This window comes from Bacillus sp. AL-1R (assembly GCF_052180195.1).
GTDB lineage: Bacteria > Bacillota > Bacilli > Bacillales > Bacillaceae_G > Gottfriedia.
Genome location: NZ_CP197469.1, coordinates 298,268 through 318,971 on the forward strand (window position 1 = coordinate 298,268; position 20,704 = coordinate 318,971).

The 20,704-nt window shown below is 32.8% G+C and carries 16 protein-coding genes and 1 pseudogene; 16 read left to right on the top strand and 1 reads right to left on the bottom strand.

The features are described 5' to 3' along the window. Positions 1–33: 33 nt before the first annotated feature. Complete coding sequence (locus tag ACSBO6_RS01340; protein ID WP_498844046.1) at positions 34–1,689, top strand: Ig-like domain-containing protein; 1,656 nt, start codon at positions 34–36, stop codon at positions 1,687–1,689. Between the two features lie 498 nt (positions 1,690–2,187). Here ACSBO6_RS01340 and ACSBO6_RS01345 read toward each other — a convergent pair whose 3' ends face one another. Next, positions 2,188–2,844: a sugar transferase gene (locus ACSBO6_RS01345; RefSeq protein ID WP_498844047.1), complete on the bottom strand. Its 657-nt coding sequence runs from the start codon at positions 2,842–2,844 to the stop codon at positions 2,188–2,190. Positions 2,845–4,008: 1,164 nt separating this feature from the next. Between ACSBO6_RS01345 and ACSBO6_RS01350 the strand changes: the two genes are divergently transcribed. The 15 genes and pseudogenes from ACSBO6_RS01350 (at position 4,009) to ACSBO6_RS01420 (ending at position 20,651) form a co-directional block, all read left to right on the top strand. Further along, positions 4,009–4,629: a YigZ family protein gene (locus ACSBO6_RS01350; RefSeq protein ID WP_098845488.1), complete on the top strand. Its 621-nt coding sequence runs from the start codon at positions 4,009–4,011 to the stop codon at positions 4,627–4,629. Positions 4,630–4,714: 85 nt separating this feature from the next. After that, on the top strand, positions 4,715–5,758 hold the full coding sequence (locus ACSBO6_RS01355) for an LCP family protein (RefSeq protein ID WP_098845489.1): 1,044 nt from the start codon (positions 4,715–4,717) through the stop codon (positions 5,756–5,758). A 289-nt stretch (positions 5,759–6,047) separates the two neighbouring features. After that, a complete protein-coding gene (locus ACSBO6_RS01360) occupies positions 6,048–7,256 on the top strand; it encodes a sensor histidine kinase (RefSeq protein WP_498844048.1) in 1,209 nt (402 codons plus the stop codon). Positions 7,257–7,404: 148 nt separating this feature from the next. Further along, positions 7,405–8,082: a response regulator gene (locus ACSBO6_RS01365; protein WP_098845491.1), complete on the top strand. Its 678-nt coding sequence runs from the start codon at positions 7,405–7,407 to the stop codon at positions 8,080–8,082. Between the two features lie 273 nt (positions 8,083–8,355). Next, positions 8,356–9,198: a DegV family protein gene (locus tag ACSBO6_RS01370; protein WP_498844049.1), complete on the top strand. Its 843-nt coding sequence runs from the start codon at positions 8,356–8,358 to the stop codon at positions 9,196–9,198. 329 nt (positions 9,199–9,527) lie between these two features. Continuing rightward, positions 9,528–9,758 (top strand): annotated as a pseudogene (locus tag ACSBO6_RS01375) (hypothetical protein); the annotation flags it as partial. 27 nt (positions 9,759–9,785) lie between these two features. Next, on the top strand, positions 9,786–10,871 hold the full coding sequence (locus ACSBO6_RS01380; protein WP_498844637.1) for an ATP-dependent helicase ComFA: 1,086 nt from the start codon (positions 9,786–9,788) through the stop codon (positions 10,869–10,871). 41 nt (positions 10,872–10,912) lie between these two features. Beyond that, positions 10,913–11,548 (top strand): ComF family protein, encoded by a 636-nt coding sequence (locus ACSBO6_RS01385; protein WP_498844050.1) that lies wholly within the window; start codon positions 10,913–10,915, stop codon positions 11,546–11,548. Between the two features lie 156 nt (positions 11,549–11,704). Beyond that, positions 11,705–11,956, top strand: a complete 252-nt coding sequence (locus tag ACSBO6_RS01390; RefSeq protein WP_098845495.1) for a flagellar biosynthesis anti-sigma factor FlgM — start codon at positions 11,705–11,707, stop codon at positions 11,954–11,956. Between the two features lie 340 nt (positions 11,957–12,296). Further along, on the top strand, positions 12,297–14,117 hold the full coding sequence (locus ACSBO6_RS01395; RefSeq protein WP_498844051.1) for an APC family permease: 1,821 nt from the start codon (positions 12,297–12,299) through the stop codon (positions 14,115–14,117). Between the two features lie 228 nt (positions 14,118–14,345). Then, on the top strand, positions 14,346–14,543 hold the full coding sequence (cspD, locus tag ACSBO6_RS01400; RefSeq protein WP_056469532.1) for a cold-shock protein CspD: 198 nt from the start codon (positions 14,346–14,348) through the stop codon (positions 14,541–14,543). A gap of 268 nt (positions 14,544–14,811) precedes the next feature. Next, positions 14,812–15,357, top strand: coding sequence for a ribosome hibernation-promoting factor, HPF/YfiA family (hpf, locus tag ACSBO6_RS01405; protein ID WP_098845498.1), 546 nt, complete (start codon positions 14,812–14,814; stop codon positions 15,355–15,357). A 212-nt stretch (positions 15,358–15,569) separates the two neighbouring features. Continuing rightward, positions 15,570–18,083 (top strand): preprotein translocase subunit SecA, encoded by a 2,514-nt coding sequence (secA, locus tag ACSBO6_RS01410; protein ID WP_498844052.1) that lies wholly within the window; start codon positions 15,570–15,572, stop codon positions 18,081–18,083. A gap of 137 nt (positions 18,084–18,220) precedes the next feature. After that, positions 18,221–19,319 (top strand): peptide chain release factor 2 gene (gene prfB / locus ACSBO6_RS01415; RefSeq protein ID WP_286138283.1). Its coding sequence is split into 2 segments (ribosomal slippage): positions 18,221–18,283 and positions 18,285–19,319, totalling 1,098 coding nucleotides; the frame shifts between segments, so codons are not numbered across the junction. Between the two features lie 453 nt (positions 19,320–19,772). Then, positions 19,773–20,651, top strand: a complete 879-nt coding sequence (locus tag ACSBO6_RS01420) for a YitT family protein (RefSeq protein ID WP_098845501.1) — start codon at positions 19,773–19,775, stop codon at positions 20,649–20,651. Positions 20,652–20,704 lie beyond the last annotated feature (53 nt).

The window sequence follows — 20,704 nt, forward strand, 5'->3', positions numbered from 1 at the left end:
AACTATTTAAGTAGATTGGGGAGGAGTGAAATTTTGAAATTAAAAATGTTAAAAGTAGGCCTATTAGCGACGCTTTCCATTGGCTTAGTTGCAGGAAAAGCATCAGCAGCAACGGATTGGTCTACTAAATGTTTACAAATGGGAGAAATTAAACAAAATGTAAATCCATCTACTCAACAAATTAACTGTTTATTAACGAATGCGGCATTAAGTAAGAATATTCCACCTGAGGTTGTAAAATCAATCGCAATGAAAGAATCATCTTGGAAACAATTTGATGAAAAAGGACAACCGGTAATTTCTTTTGATAATGGAATTGGAATTATGCAAGTAACGGATCCAAACATTGATACGGTAAAGTTAGAGAAATTAAAAAATGACATCGTATATAATATTGAGACAGGTGTTACTATTCTTAATCAGAAGTATGAATTATCATCATTACCAAAAATAAAGGATGCGGGCAGAGGAATTATCGAAAACTGGTATTTTCCTGTTATGGCGTATAACGGTACAATGCCCGTGAATAGTCCTTTGAAAAGAAATGATGGTCATTTAATCATAAGGAATTGGGAAACTTACCAAGATAAAGTGTTTAAAATCATTGAGGATCAAAGTTTATTAGGAAGTACAAAACTTGCTCAATATCCGTTTGCATATGATGATTTTAGTTATGATCCAAACCTAAACGAAAGTATAAAATTTAATAAATTGAACTATACAATGACAAGTGGATTACATGAATCTGCTTATTTATTAAAAAAAGGTGATATCGTCAAAGTAACAACAGCTGGCACAAAACTAAGAACTCAACCGAATACTTCATCTTCTTATACATCCCAAGCTTTAAATAAAGTATTTGTTATTGATGGAGAATTTAAATATACTGAACCAAATAGTAGCTTAAATCACTTTGTTTGGTTCCCAGTAAAATCAACTGATGGAAAAACATCGGGCTATATTGCTTCTTCATATATTGCCAAAAAGAAAGATTTTGTAGCTCCAATCGTAACTGGGGTTAAAAATACTATTTCTTATAATAAAGACGTAAAGATTACATTTGATGAAGGTACTGCTTTATTAAATGGTGCAGTATTTAAAAATGGTCAAATAGTTAGTAAACCAGGCAAATACACTTTAGTTGTAAAAGATGAAGAAAGTAATACAACGACAATCACGTTTACGATCGATAAAACGAAACCGACAACACCAACAATGAATACAGTTTCAGATCAATCAACTACTATCACTGGAACAGCAGAAGCAAGTTCTACAGTTAAACTATATCTTAATGGCAAGTTTCAAAAAAGCACAATAGCCGCATCGAATAAAAGCTATAAGTTTACAATTTCAAAACAAAAAAGTGGAACGACAGTTAGCGTAACTGCTACGGATAAAGCCGGAAATGTAAGTGCTACAAAGTCTTTAAAAGTCTTAGATAAAACACCACCAGCTCTTCCTGTTGTTAATAAAATTACTTCAAAATCAAAAACTGTAACAGGTAGTGCTGAGAAATATGCTTCAGTGAAGGTTTATCGAGGTACTACATTAATAGGTCAAAGCTCGGTGAATTCAAGTGGTAAATTTTCTGTTACAATAAAAGTACAGAAAGCAAACACATATTTAAAGGTTTATGCCATTGATAAATCAGGAAACAAAAATTTTCGTACAATTAAAGTTGTAAAATAATTAAAATGTGATGTGATAAGTATTTTTCTTATTGCATTGCATTTTTTTGTTTTTACTAGTTCTTAGTGGAAAGATGCTCGATCAATTAGTAATCGATCATCTGTTTTTACAAAATATATGTTTAAAATGAATGCAATTTGTTTTTAATATGTGGATAACTTGTGAATAAATTTAATACTTATCGACAGGAAAAAAGGTGTAACTTTTTTCATTTTAGAAGAATTTTGTCGTATCTTTATATTTCTTAGTTGCTTATATTAATTTATAAACAATTGGTTTGTGGATAAGTATTAAATGTTATCCACAAATTGTTAATAAACTTCTGAAATTGTGGGTAATTTTCGGAATTTAAAATGTTTTTTACTTTAAAATATATTTTATTAATCGACTCAATTTAATTTTAAAGAAATTAAAAGGCCTTTTCCCATGTGAGAAAAAGGCCTTTGCTAAACTATTCTAATTTTTAGTATAGAGAATTCTAAACTTTTCTTACATTCATTAACGAGCACCTTCACCGGTTAAGACAACTTTAATGGTTTTAAACATAATTCGAATGTCCAACATGATTGATTGATGTTCAATATAATGTAAATCCAAGGCTAATTTCTCTTTTGGTGTTAATTCATACCCGCCATTCACTTGTGCCCATCCAGTTAATCCTGGTTTGACTGTTAAGCGATTAGTAAAGCCTGGTACTTCATGATTAAATTTGACTAAAAAAAACGCTCTTTCTGGTCTAGGTCCAACAAGGCTCATATCTCCACGTAAGACATTGACAAACTGCGGTAATTCATCAATACGAGTTTTTCGCAGAAAGTGACCTAGTTTTGTAATGCGAGGATCGTCTGTACTAGCCCATTGTGGTCCATTTACCTCTGCATCCATACGCATTGTTCTTAACTTATAAATATTAAAAATTTTCCCATTTAATCCAACTCGTTCTTGGATGAAAAGAGCAGGACCAGGAGAATCAATTTTAATTAATGCGATAAAGAACAATACAAATGGTAAAGAAGTAACAAACGCGAGCGACGCAAAGACTATATCCAATGTTCTTTTTATAAATGAATAAAAAATACTTTTCTTTTTTAATGACTCAAGTTGTTGAATGGAATAGCGGCTTTCAACTTTTTGTTGAGTATTCTGTAAGGCCATTTAAACACCCCAGTTTATAATTTAGGCCCATTCTTGCAAGTGTATTGCAACATGTCCTAATGTATAACGTTTACGTTTTATAACATCATAACAATTATAAATGTTAGCAGAAAAAAATCAAATTATTTTTATGTTACAAGCTAATTACTCCACATAAAAAGTTCACAAGGGTACCTTACACTTATAGTGTGTGCAGTAAAATTTATTAATCGGCATTACAATAATTAGTAATTGATCAAATTCTTATCCAGGTCGACTTTTTAGGTATTATTATTTTGACATAAAGCAAGTGGAAAAATACGTTGAGTTGATTAGTACTTTTCCAAAGGAATTAGTACCCGCATATTTGCCTTTATACTTTATACGCATTATCAAACGTTATTGTAAGGAAATAACTAAACGCATTTTGTTATAAGGATTACCTTTGTATTGTAACTTGGTATGTAATAACAATATTTTGATGATTCTCCATATAATTTATTATGAATAAATTTAGCTATTTTATCCTTCCTTTAAATCGTAAGTAAATTTGTATTTCTTTTAAATATCAACTCCCTTATTAATTGATATTTCTTCGTTTAGCACTTTTCATTGTTTTTATATTGCTATTAAATTTGGTGAGCGCAATTTTATTATTTATGTAGTCCTAAAGGAAGACACTTTCACTTTAGTTTTAATTGCCGCATTATTAAACTTATTATCGGAGAAGAAATATAATTCTAATATTTTTACTTAAAAGGGGTAAGCAGAATAATTATTAAATGAAAAAACAAATAAATTAGTGGGGACATTGTTGAATATGACGAAAAATGAAATGTATTTATCACTTAGTTTCATTCATTTTAATTTAAATTGAGTAGAAATCTGTGGAATCAGTTTCTGTTCCAAATTTTTTATGCAAAGTAATAGAGTGTTTAATATTCGGATGAAATTGAAAATTTTACTGAGAAATGATTCGAACAATTGGTTAATGACATTAGCTGTTTAATGTTTTCAAACTGATTTTAAGCATTATTACCTATGTTACTTTATAAAATCCAGTCAGTAAATACTTACTTATGAAGAATTTTAGTATTTTTTAAGGAATGGAATGAATAATTGTAGTAATATATTGAAGTGAGTCGAAAAAATTTTGTTTAATTTAGTCGAAAGGTTAGGTGTTAAATGCTAGCGAATTATTTCACTGTTAGTGGCTTTGGTAGTCATGAGATTGAGATTGAAAAATCGAAATTTATTTGTTACATAAATGAAGCGAAGACTGAAGTTGATGCACAACGATTCATTTCAGAAATTAAAAAAAAGCATTTTGATGCTACGCATAATTGCTCAGCCTATTTAATCGGTGAAAATGATGAGATTCAAAAAGCCAATGATGATGGCGAACCGAGTGGTACTGCTGGGGTGCCAATGTTAGAAGTTTTGAAAAAAAGAGGTCTAAAAGATACTGTTGTTGTTGTAACAAGGTATTTTGGCGGTAAAAAGCTTGGAGCAGGAGGTTTGATTCGTGCATATGGACAAGCAGTCAGTGAAGGGTTAAACACTGTTGGAATTGTTGAGCGCTCATTAGTTAAAGTAATAAACATAAAGATTAATTATAAATTGTTAGGTAAAGTAGAATTCGCATTACGTAACTCGCATTATCATTTAGAAAATGTTAGCCACATGGAAGAAGTAAGCTTTGAACTATGGATTAAGGTTGATGAAGTAGATAGCTTCAAAAACTGGATCGTTGAGTTAACAAATGGTAGTTGTCATATAAATGAAAGTATTGTTAAATACATGTAGTAGTTTAGCTATTATAAATAGTTAATTTTTGATTAATTTCAAATAGAACAATCATACTAACTTTAAAGGAGGTCTCTTCGAACATATGAATTATAATCATTCTCGAAAAATGGCCAAGAGAAGAAGAAAGAGAAAGAGAGGCTTAATTGCTAGGGTATTATTACTAGTCATTATTGTAGCCTTAATCTTTGTAGGATATAAAGGCGTTAGAACATATCTTGAATTAAATAAAGCAACAAAAGGTGAAGACATTTCATCAAACTTAAGAAATGAAAAAGTTACAATATCAAAAGATCCAATATCAATACTCTTCTTAGGGATTGAAAACTATTCAACTGGCGGAAAAGGTGGACGAACTGATTCGATGATCCTTGCTACCTTTAACCCAAAAGAAGAAACAATTAAAACAATGAGTATTCCTCGTGATACATATGTAAGTATCCCAGGACATGATGGAAAAACTAAAATAAACCATGCATATTCATATGGTGGTTTACAATTAACAGTTGATACAGTTGAGCAATTCTTAAATGTACCAATTGATTATTACGTTACAGTCGACTTTAATGGTTTTAAAAATATAGTTGATGCAGTTGGTGGGATTGATGTAGAAGTACCTTTTGATTTCTGGGAAAATACAGATACTTCACCAAGGAAAAAGCTTTACTTTACAAAAGGTCCGATGCATTTAGATGGACAGCAGGCATTAGCATATTCTCGTATGCGTAAACGAGATCCTCGTGGTGATTTTGGGCGTGAAGAAAGACAACAACAAGTAATTCAATCGATCTTAAAGGAATTAAAATCACCTGAAACAATCGTGAAAATGGATAAATACGCGAAAGTGATTAGTAATAATATTAGTACGAACATGAAACTAAGCGGCGGTATTTCACTTGCGAAGCATTTACCTAATATCAATGAAAATGATCTAGAAACAATAAAAATAAAAGGTCATGATGCTACGATTAATGGTATTTACTATTATGTTCCTGAAGAGGAAAGTGTAAGGGAAATTACTAGCAAATTCCGTGTACACTTAGGTTTAGAAAAGCCACCTGCAACTAACACAACAAATTCAATTAATTCGGATAGTAGTTCTGAAAATGAAAATAGTACCAATCAATAAATAGGTAAAAAGCTGATTCTTTTATGAGAATCAGCTTTTTTTTAGGTCGATTGTAATATAGTTGTAACACTTGTTAACATTGTGTTAAGGATGTTATAGAATGGTTGTTTTTTTTAAAACTTATAATACAATACCAATATACATTGGTAATATAAGGGTTAAATCGGAAAATATAAAAATTTTAGCTTATTTCAAATTTTTGTACAATTATAATCCTAATTACATTATAATATGAAATATACATAAATTTATTAGTCATATAGTAATAGGCTAATGGGGGAAAAAGTGAATGTCATCTAGGAAAATGGACAATCAGACACTAGACGAAATCATGGATAATATGCTCTCATCTATTATAGATAGTAAGTCCCATGTGTTTGGAATAGTTGAAGATACTCGCTCTGAATACGAGACATTAAGAGTAGCGCTTGAAGAAGTAAAATTACAAGTAGTGGAAAAGGTTGAAAATACGGTTCGATTAGACTTATTAGCTCGAGAGGCACGCAAAAAATTAACTGAAGTAGATGGGGAGAAAAATAGGTATGAATCCCATGTAAAGGCAGCATATGAAACTGCTAATAATCTCCAAAAACAGTATTTTCTTTCATTAAAGGAAGAAAAAGTTCTAAACCATCGTAGAAAAGAGTTAGAAAATAAACTTCAGACTTTGTTAGAGAAACTACAAAAAGCCGAATTGTTAATTGCCCGTATTTCAATTGTTCTAAATTACCTTAATACAGACTTTAAGCAGGTTAGTCATTTACTTGAGGATGTAAAACGAAAACAAGAATTTGGATTTCAATTGATACAAGCTCAGGAAGAAGAGCGTATAAGGTTATCACGCGAAATACATGATGGGCCTGCCCAAACGTTAGCCAGTATATTAATGCAGTCAGATTATTTAATCAAAACATATCGCCAAAGAACAGAAGAAGATGCAAAAAAGGAACTAGGTGATATAAAGGAACAAGTCCGTTGTGCACTAGGGGAAGTAAGAAGAATAATATATGACCTACGCCCAATGGCATTAGACGATTTAGGATTAGTTCCAGCCCTTAATAAATATTTAAAATCGCTTGAGTCGTATAAGCATATTGAAATTAAATTTGAATATTGTGGGCAAAACGAAAAAAGACTTAATTCAAAAATAGAAATTGCGATCTTTAGGATCATCCAAGAGGCAGTTCAAAATGCGTGTAAGCATGCCAATCCAACAACAATTTTTGTAAGATTAGAGTTTTTAAGAAATAAAATTAATGTTTTTGTTCAGGATGATGGTGTTGGATTTCCTGTTGGAGAAAACCAAAGAGAAAACTCATTTGGATTAAAAGGAATGAAAGAACGCGTCGAGTTATTGAATGGAGATTTTATAATCGAATCGATACTAAACATTGGTACGACAATTAGAATTACTTTAAATGTAGAAATAGAGAGTGAAATAGAAATGGTAGAAATGGTAGAAATGGTAGTTCAAAATGAAGCGTCTGAAAATTTCTAAAAGTAAAACTTTATTTCGTGTTTTGGGAGATTTGCGTCGAAACCGTTAATAGCATATGGTAAAATATACTATAATTTGAAAAAAATAACAATTTCTACAAATTTCGATAGATTAGCAAACTAGAACAATGAACAGAGGGAGTAATGAAATGAAAACTAGAATTGCAATTGTAGATGATCATAAACTATTTCGTGAAGGAATTAAGAGAATCCTAGATTTTGAAGAAAGCTTTGATGTTGTGGCTGAAGGTTCAGATGGTACAGAGGTTGTAAGTATCATGGATGAACATCAAGTAGATGTATTTATTGTTGATATAAACATGCCGACAATGAACGGAGTAATTGCTACAAAAGCATTACTAGAAAAATATCCTGAAGCCAAAGTAATCATTTTGTCAATCCATGATGATGAATCATATGTAACACATGTCCTAAAAGTGGGTGCAAGAGGCTATTTATTAAAAGAAATGGACTCAGATACACTAATTGAAGCGATTAAAGTCGTTACAAAAGGTGGATGCTATTTACACCCGAAGATTACCCACAACCTAGTAGAAGAATTTAGAAGGCTATCACTTAAAGAACAATTATTTAAATCTCGCGAAGTAGAAGTGCGCCGTCCATTACATTTACTGACTAGAAGAGAATGTGAAGTACTTCAAATGTTAGCAGATGGTAAAAGTAACCGTGCTATTGGTGAAGCCCTTTTCATTAGTGAAAAAACTGTTAAAAATCATGTAAGTAATATTTTGCAAAAATTAGAAGTAAATGACCGTACTCATGCTGTAGTAACGGCAATTCGTAACGCTTGGGTAGAAGTGAAATAGTAAGATGCCAAAAACAGAGTATCGAATGAGCGGTACTCTGTTTTAGTTTGTGTACATAATAAATTTGATAAACGAAGATGAATAAAATGCCCAATTTTTCTTTTCAATAAATAGGCTTTTAAGTATAATAAACCTTTCTAAGTTCAACAGAATTGTCGAAATGGCTCAGAGTAAAGAGAATGAAATACAATGATTTTGCTTAATTAGTTGTGTAAAATTAAACCAATAAATACATAGTTAAACGTTACTATATATAAAAGAAAGGATATGACAATGAGAACTGCAATTGTTACAGATAGTACATCTTATATCCAAAAGGAAGTTAGAGATTCTTTAGATATACATATGTTGCCTCTTAATGTAATCTTCGGAGATGCATCCTACCAAGAAGAAGTTGAAATTACAGCCGAACAATTTTTCCTCAAGGTCCGTGAACAAAAGGAACTTCCAAAGACTTCACAACCTGCATATGGTATGATTATTGAAAAACTTGAACAGTTATCAAAAGAATATGAGGCTGTTGTTGTAATCACTCTATCAAGCGGAATTAGTGGAACATATCAAAGTATTGTATCCGCTAGTTCAATGATAGATAACTTAGAAGTTTTCGCTTATGATTCGGAAATTAGTTGCATGGTCCAAGGCTTTTATGTCATTGAGGCTGCGAAAATGGCAAAGAAAGGTGCCAGACCAACTGAAATCGTTGAGCGTTTAGATGAAATAAAACAATCTGCCAATGCATACTTCATGGTTTTTGATTTAGATCACCTACAACGAGGAGGAAGACTTTCAAGTGCGCAAGCATTTGTTGGAAGTTTGCTGCAAGTAAAGCCTATTCTAACATTTGTAGACAAAAAAATTGTGGCCTTTGAAAAAATCCGAACAGAAAAAAAGGCAATGAAACGGATCACAGATTTATTTGGCGAAGTTGCATCAAAAGGCGAAAAAATGAAAGCAGTCGTCATTCACTCAAATCGTGAGGAAGATGCAAAAAAATTAGCCCAACAACTTAGTGAAACTTATCCGAATGTTGAAATAGAAATTTCATATTTTGGCCCAGTAATTGGAACGCATCTTGGCGAGGATGCTTTAGGATTGGGTTGGTATGTTATTTGAGTAGGAGCTCCTTTATTTAGGGGCTTTTTTGTTTTTTTCTGTAAAAATTGGTTATCGCAATAAAACTCTATAATTTTATTGTAGATTTTTGTTTAATTCTCTTAAAGTAGTTAATTTTTTAGGTGTCTTTATAGAATTTAATAATGTTTCAGTTTTAACTCAAACTTCACAATATATCTATATTTTTGACAAGGAAACTTCACTGTATTTTACGTCGTTAGTGACTGATTGAATGTATTATTTAAAGATGACCATAATTATGTAGATTCTTTTTATTTACTCCAAAGTCGTCTCCCTCAATATATTAAAAAAAGAAAGTAGGTTAATTAATGGACAATTTTTACGGCAGAAAACTCCAACTTTTCCCCACGATAAACCTTCAAGACATTCCCCCAACAAGTCTAGTCATTCAAGCAGTTCAAAAAGTTAAATCTCGCTATATATGCTTTCGTTGCGGTAATCAAATTCAAGAATTTTTCGCTACTCATTTTTGTGCGAAATGTTCGTCACGGTGTACGTATTGCAGAAAATGTATCATGATGGGAAAGATGTCGACATGTACAAATCTAGTCATTAATGAGGTTGATATGAAATTAGATCATTCAATTACTGGACTCGAATGGGATGGTAAACTTTCACCTCAGCAAAAAGAAGCATCAATTAAAGTAGTTGAAGCTGTAAATGCAAATCAAAATTTGCTACTTTGGGCAGTATGTGGTGCAGGTAAAACTGAAATGTTGTTTGAAGGGATTGAAGCTGCACTTTTGCAAGGTAAATTCGTTTGTATCACAACACCTCGAGTAGATGTAGTTTTAGAGTTAGCAATTAGATTTAGACAAGCTTTCCCTACTATTTCAATTGCAGTACTATATGGAGGTAGTGAAGAGAGGTGGAATGGAAATCGGATAACAATTTGTACAGTACATCAGTTAATGAAATTTAGGCATGCATTCCACGTATTGATTATCGATGAAGTTGATGCTTTTCCTTATAATATCGAAAAACATTTGCATTGGGTCGCAAACGAATCAAGAACAATTAAAGGTTCAACAATACAAATGACTGCCACCCCCACTAGTGAACAACAATCCCTTGCGTTAAAAAATAAAATCAAAAATGTAATGGTCCCCGCAAGATACCATAGGCAACCCCTACCAGTACCGAGCTTTGAATGGATTGGCAACTGGCGTAAAACGATCCGTAAAACACAAAAACTTCCAAACTGTTTAGAGAAATGGATAAAATTATTTCTTCCAAAAGGCTGCCCCATCTTTTTATTTGTTCCTACTATTAATGAATGTGTTTTTATAGAAGAAGCTGTAAATAAGATAACAGTTAAATCTGCTTCAGTTCATAGTCAAGATCCACAAAGGCATGAAAAAGTAAGTGCTTTTCGAAGTGGGGACATTCAAGTTTTAGTCACTACGACAATTTTAGAGAGAGGCGTTACGATTGTAAATAGCCAAATTGCGGTACTAGGTGCTGATGAAGAGATTTTTACTGAAAGTGCACTAGTTCAAATTGCTGGGCGTGCTGGTAGGCATATTAATTATGCGAATGGAGAGGTTATCTTTTTTCATAATGGAATTAGCGAAGAAATGGTTAAAGCTAAAAAGCAAATACTTTTAATGAATCATTTAGGTATGGAGAAAGGTTGGTTGGATTGTAAATGATTTGTGTATATTGTGGTACTCAATTTGTTGAGAAGTTTTCCTTGCATAAATTTTTTTTTCGAAATGAAGAATCAGCTTGTTCACAATGCCTAGCAAAGTTTGAAAAAATTATCGGTCCTGTTTGTGAGTCTTGTTGTGGTAAGGTTTTAGATGATCAAAAGCAATGTGAAAATTGTATAGAGTATATGAATTTAAAGCTAGATATTCCATTAATTATCAATAAGTCGATCTATACTTACACGAAAGAAATAAAAGAGTGGCTTACGAATTTTAAATTTTATGGTGATGTACAGTTAGCAGTTTTATTTGCAAGTGATTTAAGAGAATACTATGAAAATTCTTTCAAAAATTATAAAATAGTTCCTATACCTCTAAGCGATGCAAGACTAAAGGAACGAGGATTTAATCAAGTAGAAGTGCTCGCACAATATGCAGGTTTAAACTTAACAAATTGTTTAGAAAGAATTCATACAGAAAAACAAAGTAAGTTAAACCGTTATGAAAGACTAAGCCGAGAACAAGTTTTTTCCTTTTGTGGTGAGAGGAAAATCGATAACGAATCAGTCGTAATACTTGATGACGTGTACACAACTGGTAAAACGGTACAAGATGCCGCTGCAATATTGTTAAAAAATGGTGCTACTGAAGTACATTCCCTCACATTAATTCGAGCATAAAGCTAATTAACTTGATATGCATAAAGTCTCCTAATTTTATTCGGGTTTTACGATATAAATAATGGTCATTGGACAGAATAAATCAAAAATATAGAAATAAGACGAAATTAATAAATAAAGACGAGGTATAAAACGATTAGCGATGAGGTGGGAAAAATGAAGGATAATATATCTGATGAGGATCATGTTCATGTGCATCCGTACAACGTAGAAAAAAATGAACAAAATAAAGTAGAACAAAAAATAGAAACCTCCCCCCATGCGAAGGATAATCAAATCGTCAATCAGATAATCGCAAAACGTGATAAACAGATACAGCAATTAAAGAAACAAATAGAAGAGGGCACATACAAAGTTCAACCAATGAAAGTGGCTGAAAAAATGCTTAGCTATTTTAATAAGAAATAAAAGTTAACAACAGAATAAGGTTGTTACTAAAATTATTTCTTTTATAAGAAAGAAATAGGAAAGGACTTAACAAAAACGTTAAGTTCTTTTTGTGTGTAGTACGGTAATAATGGATTTTCAATACAAAACGAAAGCCTTTGCTATTTGATTCCTTAAGTTTTTAATATCTCATTTCGTTTTTTGTATTTTAATTTGATTTAGAGGGAAGTTAATATTAATTATTTTGAAAAGAACTTAATAAAATTATGGAAAGATTTTCTTAAAATATCACACTTTTTTTTCTAATAATGTGATAAACTCAAATGGTTTGGATTTTAACTTATTATGTAGAGGTGTACATATGTTATCGATATTAAAACGATACTTAATTGGTAAACCACTTAAGTCAACAGAGTTAAGTGAACAAAAGTTATCGAATGCGAAGGCCTTGGCAATCCTTTCGTCAGATGCGCTTTCATCAGTAGCATACGGTCCAGAGCAGATTTTGATCGTTTTAACTACGGTTGGTGCGGTAGCGTATTGGTATTCGGTTCCGATTGGTATAGGCGTACTGATTTTATTATTAGCATTAATTTTATCTTATCGCCAAATTATTTTTAGTTATCCTCATGGTGGCGGCGCTTATGTCGTATCTAAACAAAACTTAGGTGTAATTCCAGGTTTAGTTGCCGGTGGATCCTTGCTAGTTGACTACATATTGACAGTAGCGGTTAGTGTGTCAGCAGGAACGGACGCGATTACGTCCGCCTTTCCATTTTTGCACACTCACACAGTCTTTATAGCTGTTATTTTAGTTATATGTATTACAATTTTAAACTTACGAGGACTAACTGAATCTGCTTCGATTTTGGCATATCCAGTTTATTTATTCGTTGTAGCACTTGTTATTATTATTATCGTAGGGTTATATAATGTGTTTACAGGTCATGCTCCACAAACAGCACATTCACCGATTGGTACTGTTGTTCCGGGGATTTCGCTTTTTATTCTTTTAAAAGCATTTTCATCTGGTTGCTCCGCTTTAACTGGTGTAGAAGCAATTTCAAATGCTATTCCGAACTTTAAAGTGCCTTCAGATAAAAATGCGGCAAAAACACTATTGATGATGGGTTCGATTTTAGCAGTACTATTCTCGGGAATAATGTACTTAGCTTACTGGTATGGAATTGTACCAAGTGCAGAAGAAACAGTTATGTCCCAATTAGGTTCTGATATTTTCGGGCGAAATATAATCTATTTCTTTATACAAGGGACAACTGCATTAATCCTTGTATTAGCAGCTAATACGGGATTTTCAGCATTCCCATTACTTGCTTATAACTTAGCTAGTGATAAGTTCATGCCTAGAATGTATTTACTTCGAGGAGATCGTCTAGGTTATTCTAATGGTATTATTACACTTGGTGTAGCATCAATTTTATTAATTATTGCTTTCCAAGGTAAAACAGAAGAATTAATCCCACTATACGCGGTTGGTGTATTCGTACCGTTTACACTTTCACAAACCGGTATGGTTGTTAAATGGATTAGAGAAAAACCGCCTGGCTGGTTCCCTAAGTTAATTGCAAACTTCGTTGGTGCATTTATTTCAGCAACAGTTTCGATTATTTTCTTAACTACTAAGTTAAATCAAGTTTGGTCGATCTTTGTTTTCTTACCTTTGATCGTTATTCTATTCTTAAGAATTCGTAAGCACTATGAAGCAGTAGGTGACCAATTAAGATTAAACAATGATATTCCTGAAAAAATTAATGGAAATATCATGGTAGTTCCTGTCGCTGGTATTACAAAAGTAGTAGAACGTACAATGCAATATGCGCAAGGGATTGCTGATGAAGTCTATGCTGTTTACATTTCTTTTGATAAGGAAAGTGAAGAGCAAATGAGAGAGAAATGGGAAGCTTGGAACCCTAACGTAAAATTAATTGCTGTTCACTCTGAGTATCGAGAAATTACTAGACCTCTTTTAAAGGTAATAGATGAAATGGAAGCTAAAGCTCATGAACAAGGCTTTGAAATTACAGTTTTAATACCACAGTTTATTACAAGGAAAAATTGGCATAATGTTTTACATAATCAATCAAGCTTATTACTGCGTGCGTATTTACTTCATAAACGAAGTGTTATTGTAACTACAGTACCTTATAGATTTAAGGTGTAGTAGGAAAAATGATATAAATTTTCTTTTTATAAAAATAGGAAAAAAATAATGGGACAAGTCAGAAGGTAAGCGAATATGATAGGTAAGGAAATAATTAGAATTTTTCGTTATTTGTCGAATTCGTGAAAAAAAAGGCGATAAGCTACTTTTGACTTGTCCTAGTTTTATGATGTATAGTTGAATTGTGGAGAAGATTCACAAGTTTTCGACTGAAGGGAATGGATTTGAATGCAAGGTAAAGTAAAATGGTTTAATGCAGAAAAAGGTTTTGGATTTATCGAGCGTGAAGATGGAGACGATGTATTCGTACATTTCTCAGCTATCAACGCAGAAGGTTACAAATCTTTAGAAGAAGGCCAAGCAGTTAGCTTCGAAATCGTTGAAGGTAACCGTGGACCTCAAGCTGCTAATGTTACTAAAATTTAATTTTTCCGTTAATAAGTAAATATTTGCTTATATAGATTCGGACCACGAGGGCTTGCTCATTTTGAGTAAGCCTTTGTTTGTTTGGAAAATTTTTGAGTATTATTAAATTAGTATTAAAATATAATCTGATATAAACAAAAAAGTTCATTAAATGGTCAAAAAAATTTCTCATATTTGACAAATATTTCAAGGAGGAAAATGAAATAGAGGTGTAGAATATAAGTATGACAGCTTTCATTTTTGGAGCTTGATGAAGGAGGAAACCCATATGATGCTAAACATCCGAGGCGAAAATATTGAAATTACTCCAGCAATTCGTGATTACGTAGATAAAAAATTATCGCGATTTGATCGTTATTTTGACGAAGAGTTAACGGCGAGAGTTAATGCTAAGGTATTCCACGACAAGCAAAGAATTGAAGTAACTATTCCTGGAACGTATATGTTATTACGTGCAGAAGAAGAGCATGCAGATTTGTATGCAGCTGTCGATTTAGTTATTGATAAACTAGATCGTCAAATTAGAAAACACAAAACGAAAGTAAATCGTAAGTTAAGAGAAAAAGGTTCATTAAAATTCATGTTTGCACCATCAATTACTGAATCAGCTGTTGCAGTAGAAGAGCAAGAAAATGATATTGAGTTAGTTAAAACAAAGCAATTTGATTTAAAACCTATGGATGCAGAAGAAGCAGTGCTACAAATGAATATGTTAGGTCATAACTTCTTTGTATTCTTAAACGGTGAAACGAATAAAACGAACATCGTTTACGCAAGAAAAGATGGGCGTTATGGTTTAATTGAAGCCAAATAAAATTAAAAAAATAATATTAAAAGGACTGAGCTGAACAATTAGCTTAGTCCTTTTTTGCTTTTTTTGCTTATTTTCAAAAATATTAATTAATTCTAATGAACAATCTCGACATAAGGTTGTCACTTATCTTCATTTAATGATAAAATTAGAAATAGTATCTACTAACTTAATGACATTTTAGTTTATGACTTTAAAATAGAGGAGCGTTACGAATGCTTGGAATGATAAAAAAGGTTTTTGATCTTAATCAGCGACAATTAAATAAAATGCAAAAACAAGTTGATCAAATTTTATCTTTACAGGATCAGTATACAAAATTATCTGATGATGAACTTAGAGGTAAAACATTTGAATTTAAAGAGCGTATTCAAAAAGGTGAAACTCTTGATGATATTTTAGTTGAAGCGTTTGCCGTTGTTCGTGAAGGTGCTACTCGTGTACTTGGTATGACTCCATATCCTGTACAATTATTAGGTGGAATTTCCTTACATGAAGGTAATATTTCAGAAATGAAAACCGGGGAAGGTAAAACGTTAACTTCCACATTACCAGTTTATTTAAATGCATTAAGTGGTGAAGGTGTTCACGTCGTAACTGTCAATGAATACTTGGCAAGTCGTGATGCTCGTGAAATGGGTCAATTGTATGAGTTCTTAGGACTTACTGTTGGTCTAAATTTAAATAGTATGGAATCAGATGAAAAGCGTGAAGCTTATGCTTGTGATATTACGTATAGTACAAATAATGAATTAGGATTTGACTATTTACGTGATAACATGGTTGTATACGCTGAACAACGAGTACAACGTCCACTAAACTATGCTATTATCGATGAGGTTGACTCAATTTTAATTGACGAAGCACGAACTCCATTAATTATTTCTGGACAAGCGAAACAGTCTGCACAAGCTTATATTGCAGCGAATGCATTTGTTGGAATGCTTAAGTTAGACAAAGATTATACGTACGATGTTAAAACAAAATCTGTTTTATTAACTGAAGATGGTATTTCTCGTGCAGAAAAAGCTTTTGGCGTTGAAAACTTATTTGATTTGAAAAATGTTAACTTAAATCATCATATTACTCAGGCATTACGTGCTCATGTTACAATGACTCACGATGTCGATTATGTAGTTCAAGATGGTGAAATTGTGATCGTTGACCAATTTACTGGTCGTTTAATGAAAGGTCGCCGATACAGTGAGGGTCTTCACCAAGCGATTGAAGCGAAAGAAGGATTAAAAATTCAAAACGAAAGTATGACGCTTGCGACAATTACTTTCCAAAACTACTTCCGTATGTATAAAAAACTTTCGGGGATGACAGGTACAGCTAAAACTGAGGAAGAAGAATTCCGTAATATTTACAATATGAATGTTCTAGTTATTCCTACGAACCGACCAATCGCTCGTATTGATAAACCTGATTTAGTCTACAAAACAATGGGTGGTAAATTTAATGCTGTTGTCGATGAAATTGTTGAGCGTCACAAAGCTGGCCAACCGGTTCTAGTTGGTACTGTAGCGATCGAGACTTCAGAGTTAATCTCTCAATTGTTAAAACGTAAAGGTGTTAAACATGAAGTATTAAATGCGAAAAACCATGAACGTGAGGCTGATATTATCGCATTAGCTGGTCATCGTGGTGCAGTTACGATTGCAACAAACATGGCTGGTCGTGGTACAGATATTAAATTAGGCGAAGGTGTTCGTGAACTTGGTGGATTAGCTGTTATTGGTACTGAGCGTCATGAAAGCAGACGTATTGATAATCAGTTACGTGGTCGTTCTGGTCGTCAAGGGGACCCTGGTGTGACAACTTTCTATTTATCAATGGAAGATGAATTAATGCGTCGTTTTGGTTCAGATAATTTATCAGTTATGATGGACCGTTTAGGATTAGATGACTCGCAACCGATTGAAAGTAAAATGGTTTCTCGTGCAGTTGAATCCGCACAAAAACGAGTAGAAGGAAATAACTTTGATGCTCGTAAACAATTACTTCAATACGATGATGTACTACGTCAACAACGTGAAGTTATCTATGCTCAACGTTCTGAAGTTATTGATTCAACTGATTTACAACCAATCGTTAAAAATATGATTGAAGGTACTATTAATAGAGTAGTTCAAGCTCACACTCCTAACGAGCAGCTTCAGGAAGAGTGGAATTTAGAAGGAATCATTGATTTCTTAGAAGCGAACTTAATAAATGAAGATGAAATTTCAGTTGAACAATTACGTGTAATTGAACCAGATGAAATGGTTGAACTAATTCAAAAAGTAGTTTTCGAGCGTTACGAAGAAAAACAATCAGCTTTACCAGCTGAACAAATGCGTGAGTTCGAAAAAGTTGTATTATTACGTACTGTTGATAACAAGTGGATGGCTCATATTGATTCTATGGATCAACTTCGTGAAGGAATCCATTTACGTGCCTATGCACAAATTGATCCTCTACGTGAATATCAAATGGAAGGCTTCGCGATGTTTGAAGAGATGATTGCTTCCATTGAAGAAGAGGTATCTCGCATTATTATGAAAGCTGAAATTGAAGCTGACGTAGAGCGTGAAGCTGTACAAGGCGATGCAATCCATGTAAGCAATGATGGTGATGGTGAAGTAAAGAAAAAACCAATCGTAAAAGGTGAAGAAATCGGTCGAAATGAAGATTGTCCTTGTGGATCAGGTAAGAAGTATAAAAACTGCCACGGAAAAGGAATCTAATAAAATAGAAACTATATGAAAAGGGGCAAGGGCAAGTAGTTATTAAAAGAGAGGGTAGCTATTAATGGTTATTCTTACTTTACTACTTGTCTTTACCTGCTTTTTATTGTCGTAAAATTTAATCGAGGTGTAATGTAATGGAATTAGTAGAAGTAAAGCAAGAACTAGAAAAGATGGCGAAACGCCTTCAAGCATTTAGGGGGTCTCTTTGACGTCGAAACAAAACAAGCAAGACTAGATGAACTTGAAGCATTTATGTCAGAGCCAGATTTTTGGGATGATCAAAAAGCTGCACAAGTAGTAATTAGTGAAGTAAATGGTTTAAAAGAAGTTATTAATGAATTCAATGATTTAAATGAGGGTTATGAGAATCTTGAAGTAACATATGAGTTAGTTAAAGAAGAAAATGACGATGAACTATTTGAAGAACTAGTTACTGAAGCAAAATCTTTAACTGGGAAACTGAATGATTTCGAACTTCAATTATTATTAAGCGAGCCATATGATAAAAATAATGCAATTCTTGAGCTTCACCCTGGTGCAGGTGGAACCGAGTCACAAGATTGGGGTTCAATGTTGTTACGTATGTATACAAGATGGGCTGAAAAACGTGGATTTAAAGTTGAAACTTTAGATTATCTACCTGGTGATGAGGCTGGTATTAAGAGTGTAACTTTAGCAATTAAAGGTCATAATGCTTATGGTTATTTAAAAGCAGAAAAAGGCGTTCATCGTTTAGTACGTATCTCTCCATTCGATTCATCAGGTCGTCGTCATACTTCATTTGTATCTTGTGAAGTAATGCCTGAGTTTAATGAAGAAATCGAAATTGATATACGTACAGAAGATTTGAAAATTGATACGTATCGTGCAAGTGGAGCAGGTGGACAGCACATTAATACAACTGACTCAGCGGTACGTATTACACATGTTCCAACTAACATTGTAGTAACATGTCAAACAGAGCGTTCTCAAATTAAAAACCGTGAACAGGCAATGAAAATGTTAAAAGCAAAACTTTATCAACGTAAAATAGAAGAGCAACAAGCTCAATTAGATGAAATTCGTGGAGAACAAAAAGAAATTGGCTGGGGAAGTCAAATTCGTTCATACGTTTTCCACCCATATTCAATGGTTAAAGACCACCGAACAAACACAGAGGTTGGTAATGTACATGCAGTAATGGATGGAGATCTTGATCCATTTATTGATGCATACTTACGTTCTAAGATTTAATGTTGAAAAATGGGCTGTTAAGAATGGAGGAAACTTCTTTCTTACCAGCCCTAATCTTTGGGGACAAAAGAGGTATATTCTATTATTAGGTTAGTCCTTTTATCCATCTTTTGACCTAAGCCATCTTTTATCAGGCAGCCCGCCAAACACTTGCAGCTAGTCTGATTATCAATTTTTTGGACTTTGTCTAAACAGACATCTTCGTTAGGAGATGTTATTCTTTTGAGCTTTTTTCTTAAGGGGATTAGTAAGTATTTTCACTTACTAATGTGAAGGAGTTACATGAATCATATTTATTTTTAAGAAGTTTTACAAATTGAAGAAAGTAAATTTTGTTTATATGTAATTAAATCTTATTGTTTTTTTCATAATAAAAAATAGAGAGAGTATCCGATAAAAAGGATATAAAAAAGAAAAGTTGTCTGTAAGTGAGAAATATTGAGGGGGATAAGTTTGAAAAAGTTCAGATATTCTACTGCTCTAACTGTTGGGTGGGGAAAAACGTTTTTTGAGTATTTTTTTGTATTAATTGGTTCTGCAATTATTGCTGTAGCGTTTTGTGTGTTTTTATTACCAAATCATATTGCTTCCGGTGGAGTAAGCGGTATTTCGACGATTCTAAAAAGTACGATGGGATTCAATCCTGCGTTTGTGCAATGGGCTTTTAATATCCCTTTATTTATAGCTGGTGTATTTTTCTTAGGTAGACAATTTGGTGTTAAAACATTAGTTGGAACAATTTTTATTCCACTTGTTGTTTATTTGGTTGATTTATACAATATAAAACCTGCAACTGATAATCCGCTATTAGCGTCAATTTTTGGTGGGCTATTTATTGGTTTAGGTCTAGGAATCGTATTCCGTGGTAAAGCTTCTACTGGTGGAACAGATTTAGCAGCTCAAATTGTTCATAAATATACTGGTTTATCACTTGGGATTTGTGTTGCATTTATCGACGGATTAATTGTTCTTACATCTGCAATCGTATTTAATCTGGAAAGTGGTATGTATGCACTGATTGCCTTATTTGTTACAAGTAAAACAATCGATTTAGTTCAAATTGGACTTGCTAGATCAAAAATGGCACTAATCATTACTTCAGAAGTGGAGCCTGTAACAACAGCAATCGTTCATGAATTAGATCGTGGGGTAACAAAGCTTACAGGTGTTGGCGGATATACAAATGAAGACCGTTTAGTATTAATGTGTGTACTTGATCAAACTGAATTTTCTTCTCTGCGTGATATCGTTCGTTCGGTTGATCGAAATGCTTTCATTACTGTCGTAGATGCAACAGAAGTTCTTGGTGAAGGTTTCACAAATTTGACATAAAAAGGAAAAATAAATACTTTTTTTAGTAGTAGACTAAAGTTATGGGATAAATA

Excerpts from the sequence above, each read along its gene's own strand:
- ACSBO6_RS01390 (WP_098845495.1), top strand. The coding sequence starts at position 11,705 with ATGAAGGATAATATATCTGATGAGGATCATGTTCATGTGCATCCGTAC.
- ACSBO6_RS01370 (WP_498844049.1), top strand. The coding sequence starts at position 8,356 with ATGAGAACTGCAATTGTTACAGATAGTACATCTTATATCCAAAAGGAA.
- ACSBO6_RS01350 (WP_098845488.1), top strand. The coding sequence starts at position 4,009 with ATGCTAGCGAATTATTTCACTGTTAGTGGCTTTGGTAGTCATGAGATT.
- ACSBO6_RS01355 (WP_098845489.1), top strand. The coding sequence starts at position 4,715 with ATGAATTATAATCATTCTCGAAAAATGGCCAAGAGAAGAAGAAAGAGA.
- ACSBO6_RS01380 (WP_498844637.1), top strand. The coding sequence starts at position 9,786 with ATGAAATTAGATCATTCAATTACTGGACTCGAATGGGATGGTAAACTT.
- secA (WP_498844052.1), top strand. The coding sequence starts at position 15,570 with ATGCTTGGAATGATAAAAAAGGTTTTTGATCTTAATCAGCGACAATTA.
- cspD (WP_056469532.1), top strand. The coding sequence starts at position 14,346 with ATGCAAGGTAAAGTAAAATGGTTTAATGCAGAAAAAGGTTTTGGATTT.
- ACSBO6_RS01395 (WP_498844051.1), top strand. The coding sequence starts at position 12,297 with ATGTTATCGATATTAAAACGATACTTAATTGGTAAACCACTTAAGTCA.
- ACSBO6_RS01360 (WP_498844048.1), top strand. The coding sequence starts at position 6,048 with ATGTCATCTAGGAAAATGGACAATCAGACACTAGACGAAATCATGGAT.
- ACSBO6_RS01345 (WP_498844047.1), bottom strand. The coding sequence starts at position 2,844 with ATGGCCTTACAGAATACTCAACAAAAAGTTGAAAGCCGCTATTCCATT.
- ACSBO6_RS01365 (WP_098845491.1), top strand. The coding sequence starts at position 7,405 with ATGAAAACTAGAATTGCAATTGTAGATGATCATAAACTATTTCGTGAA.
- hpf (WP_098845498.1), top strand. The coding sequence starts at position 14,812 with ATGATGCTAAACATCCGAGGCGAAAATATTGAAATTACTCCAGCAATT.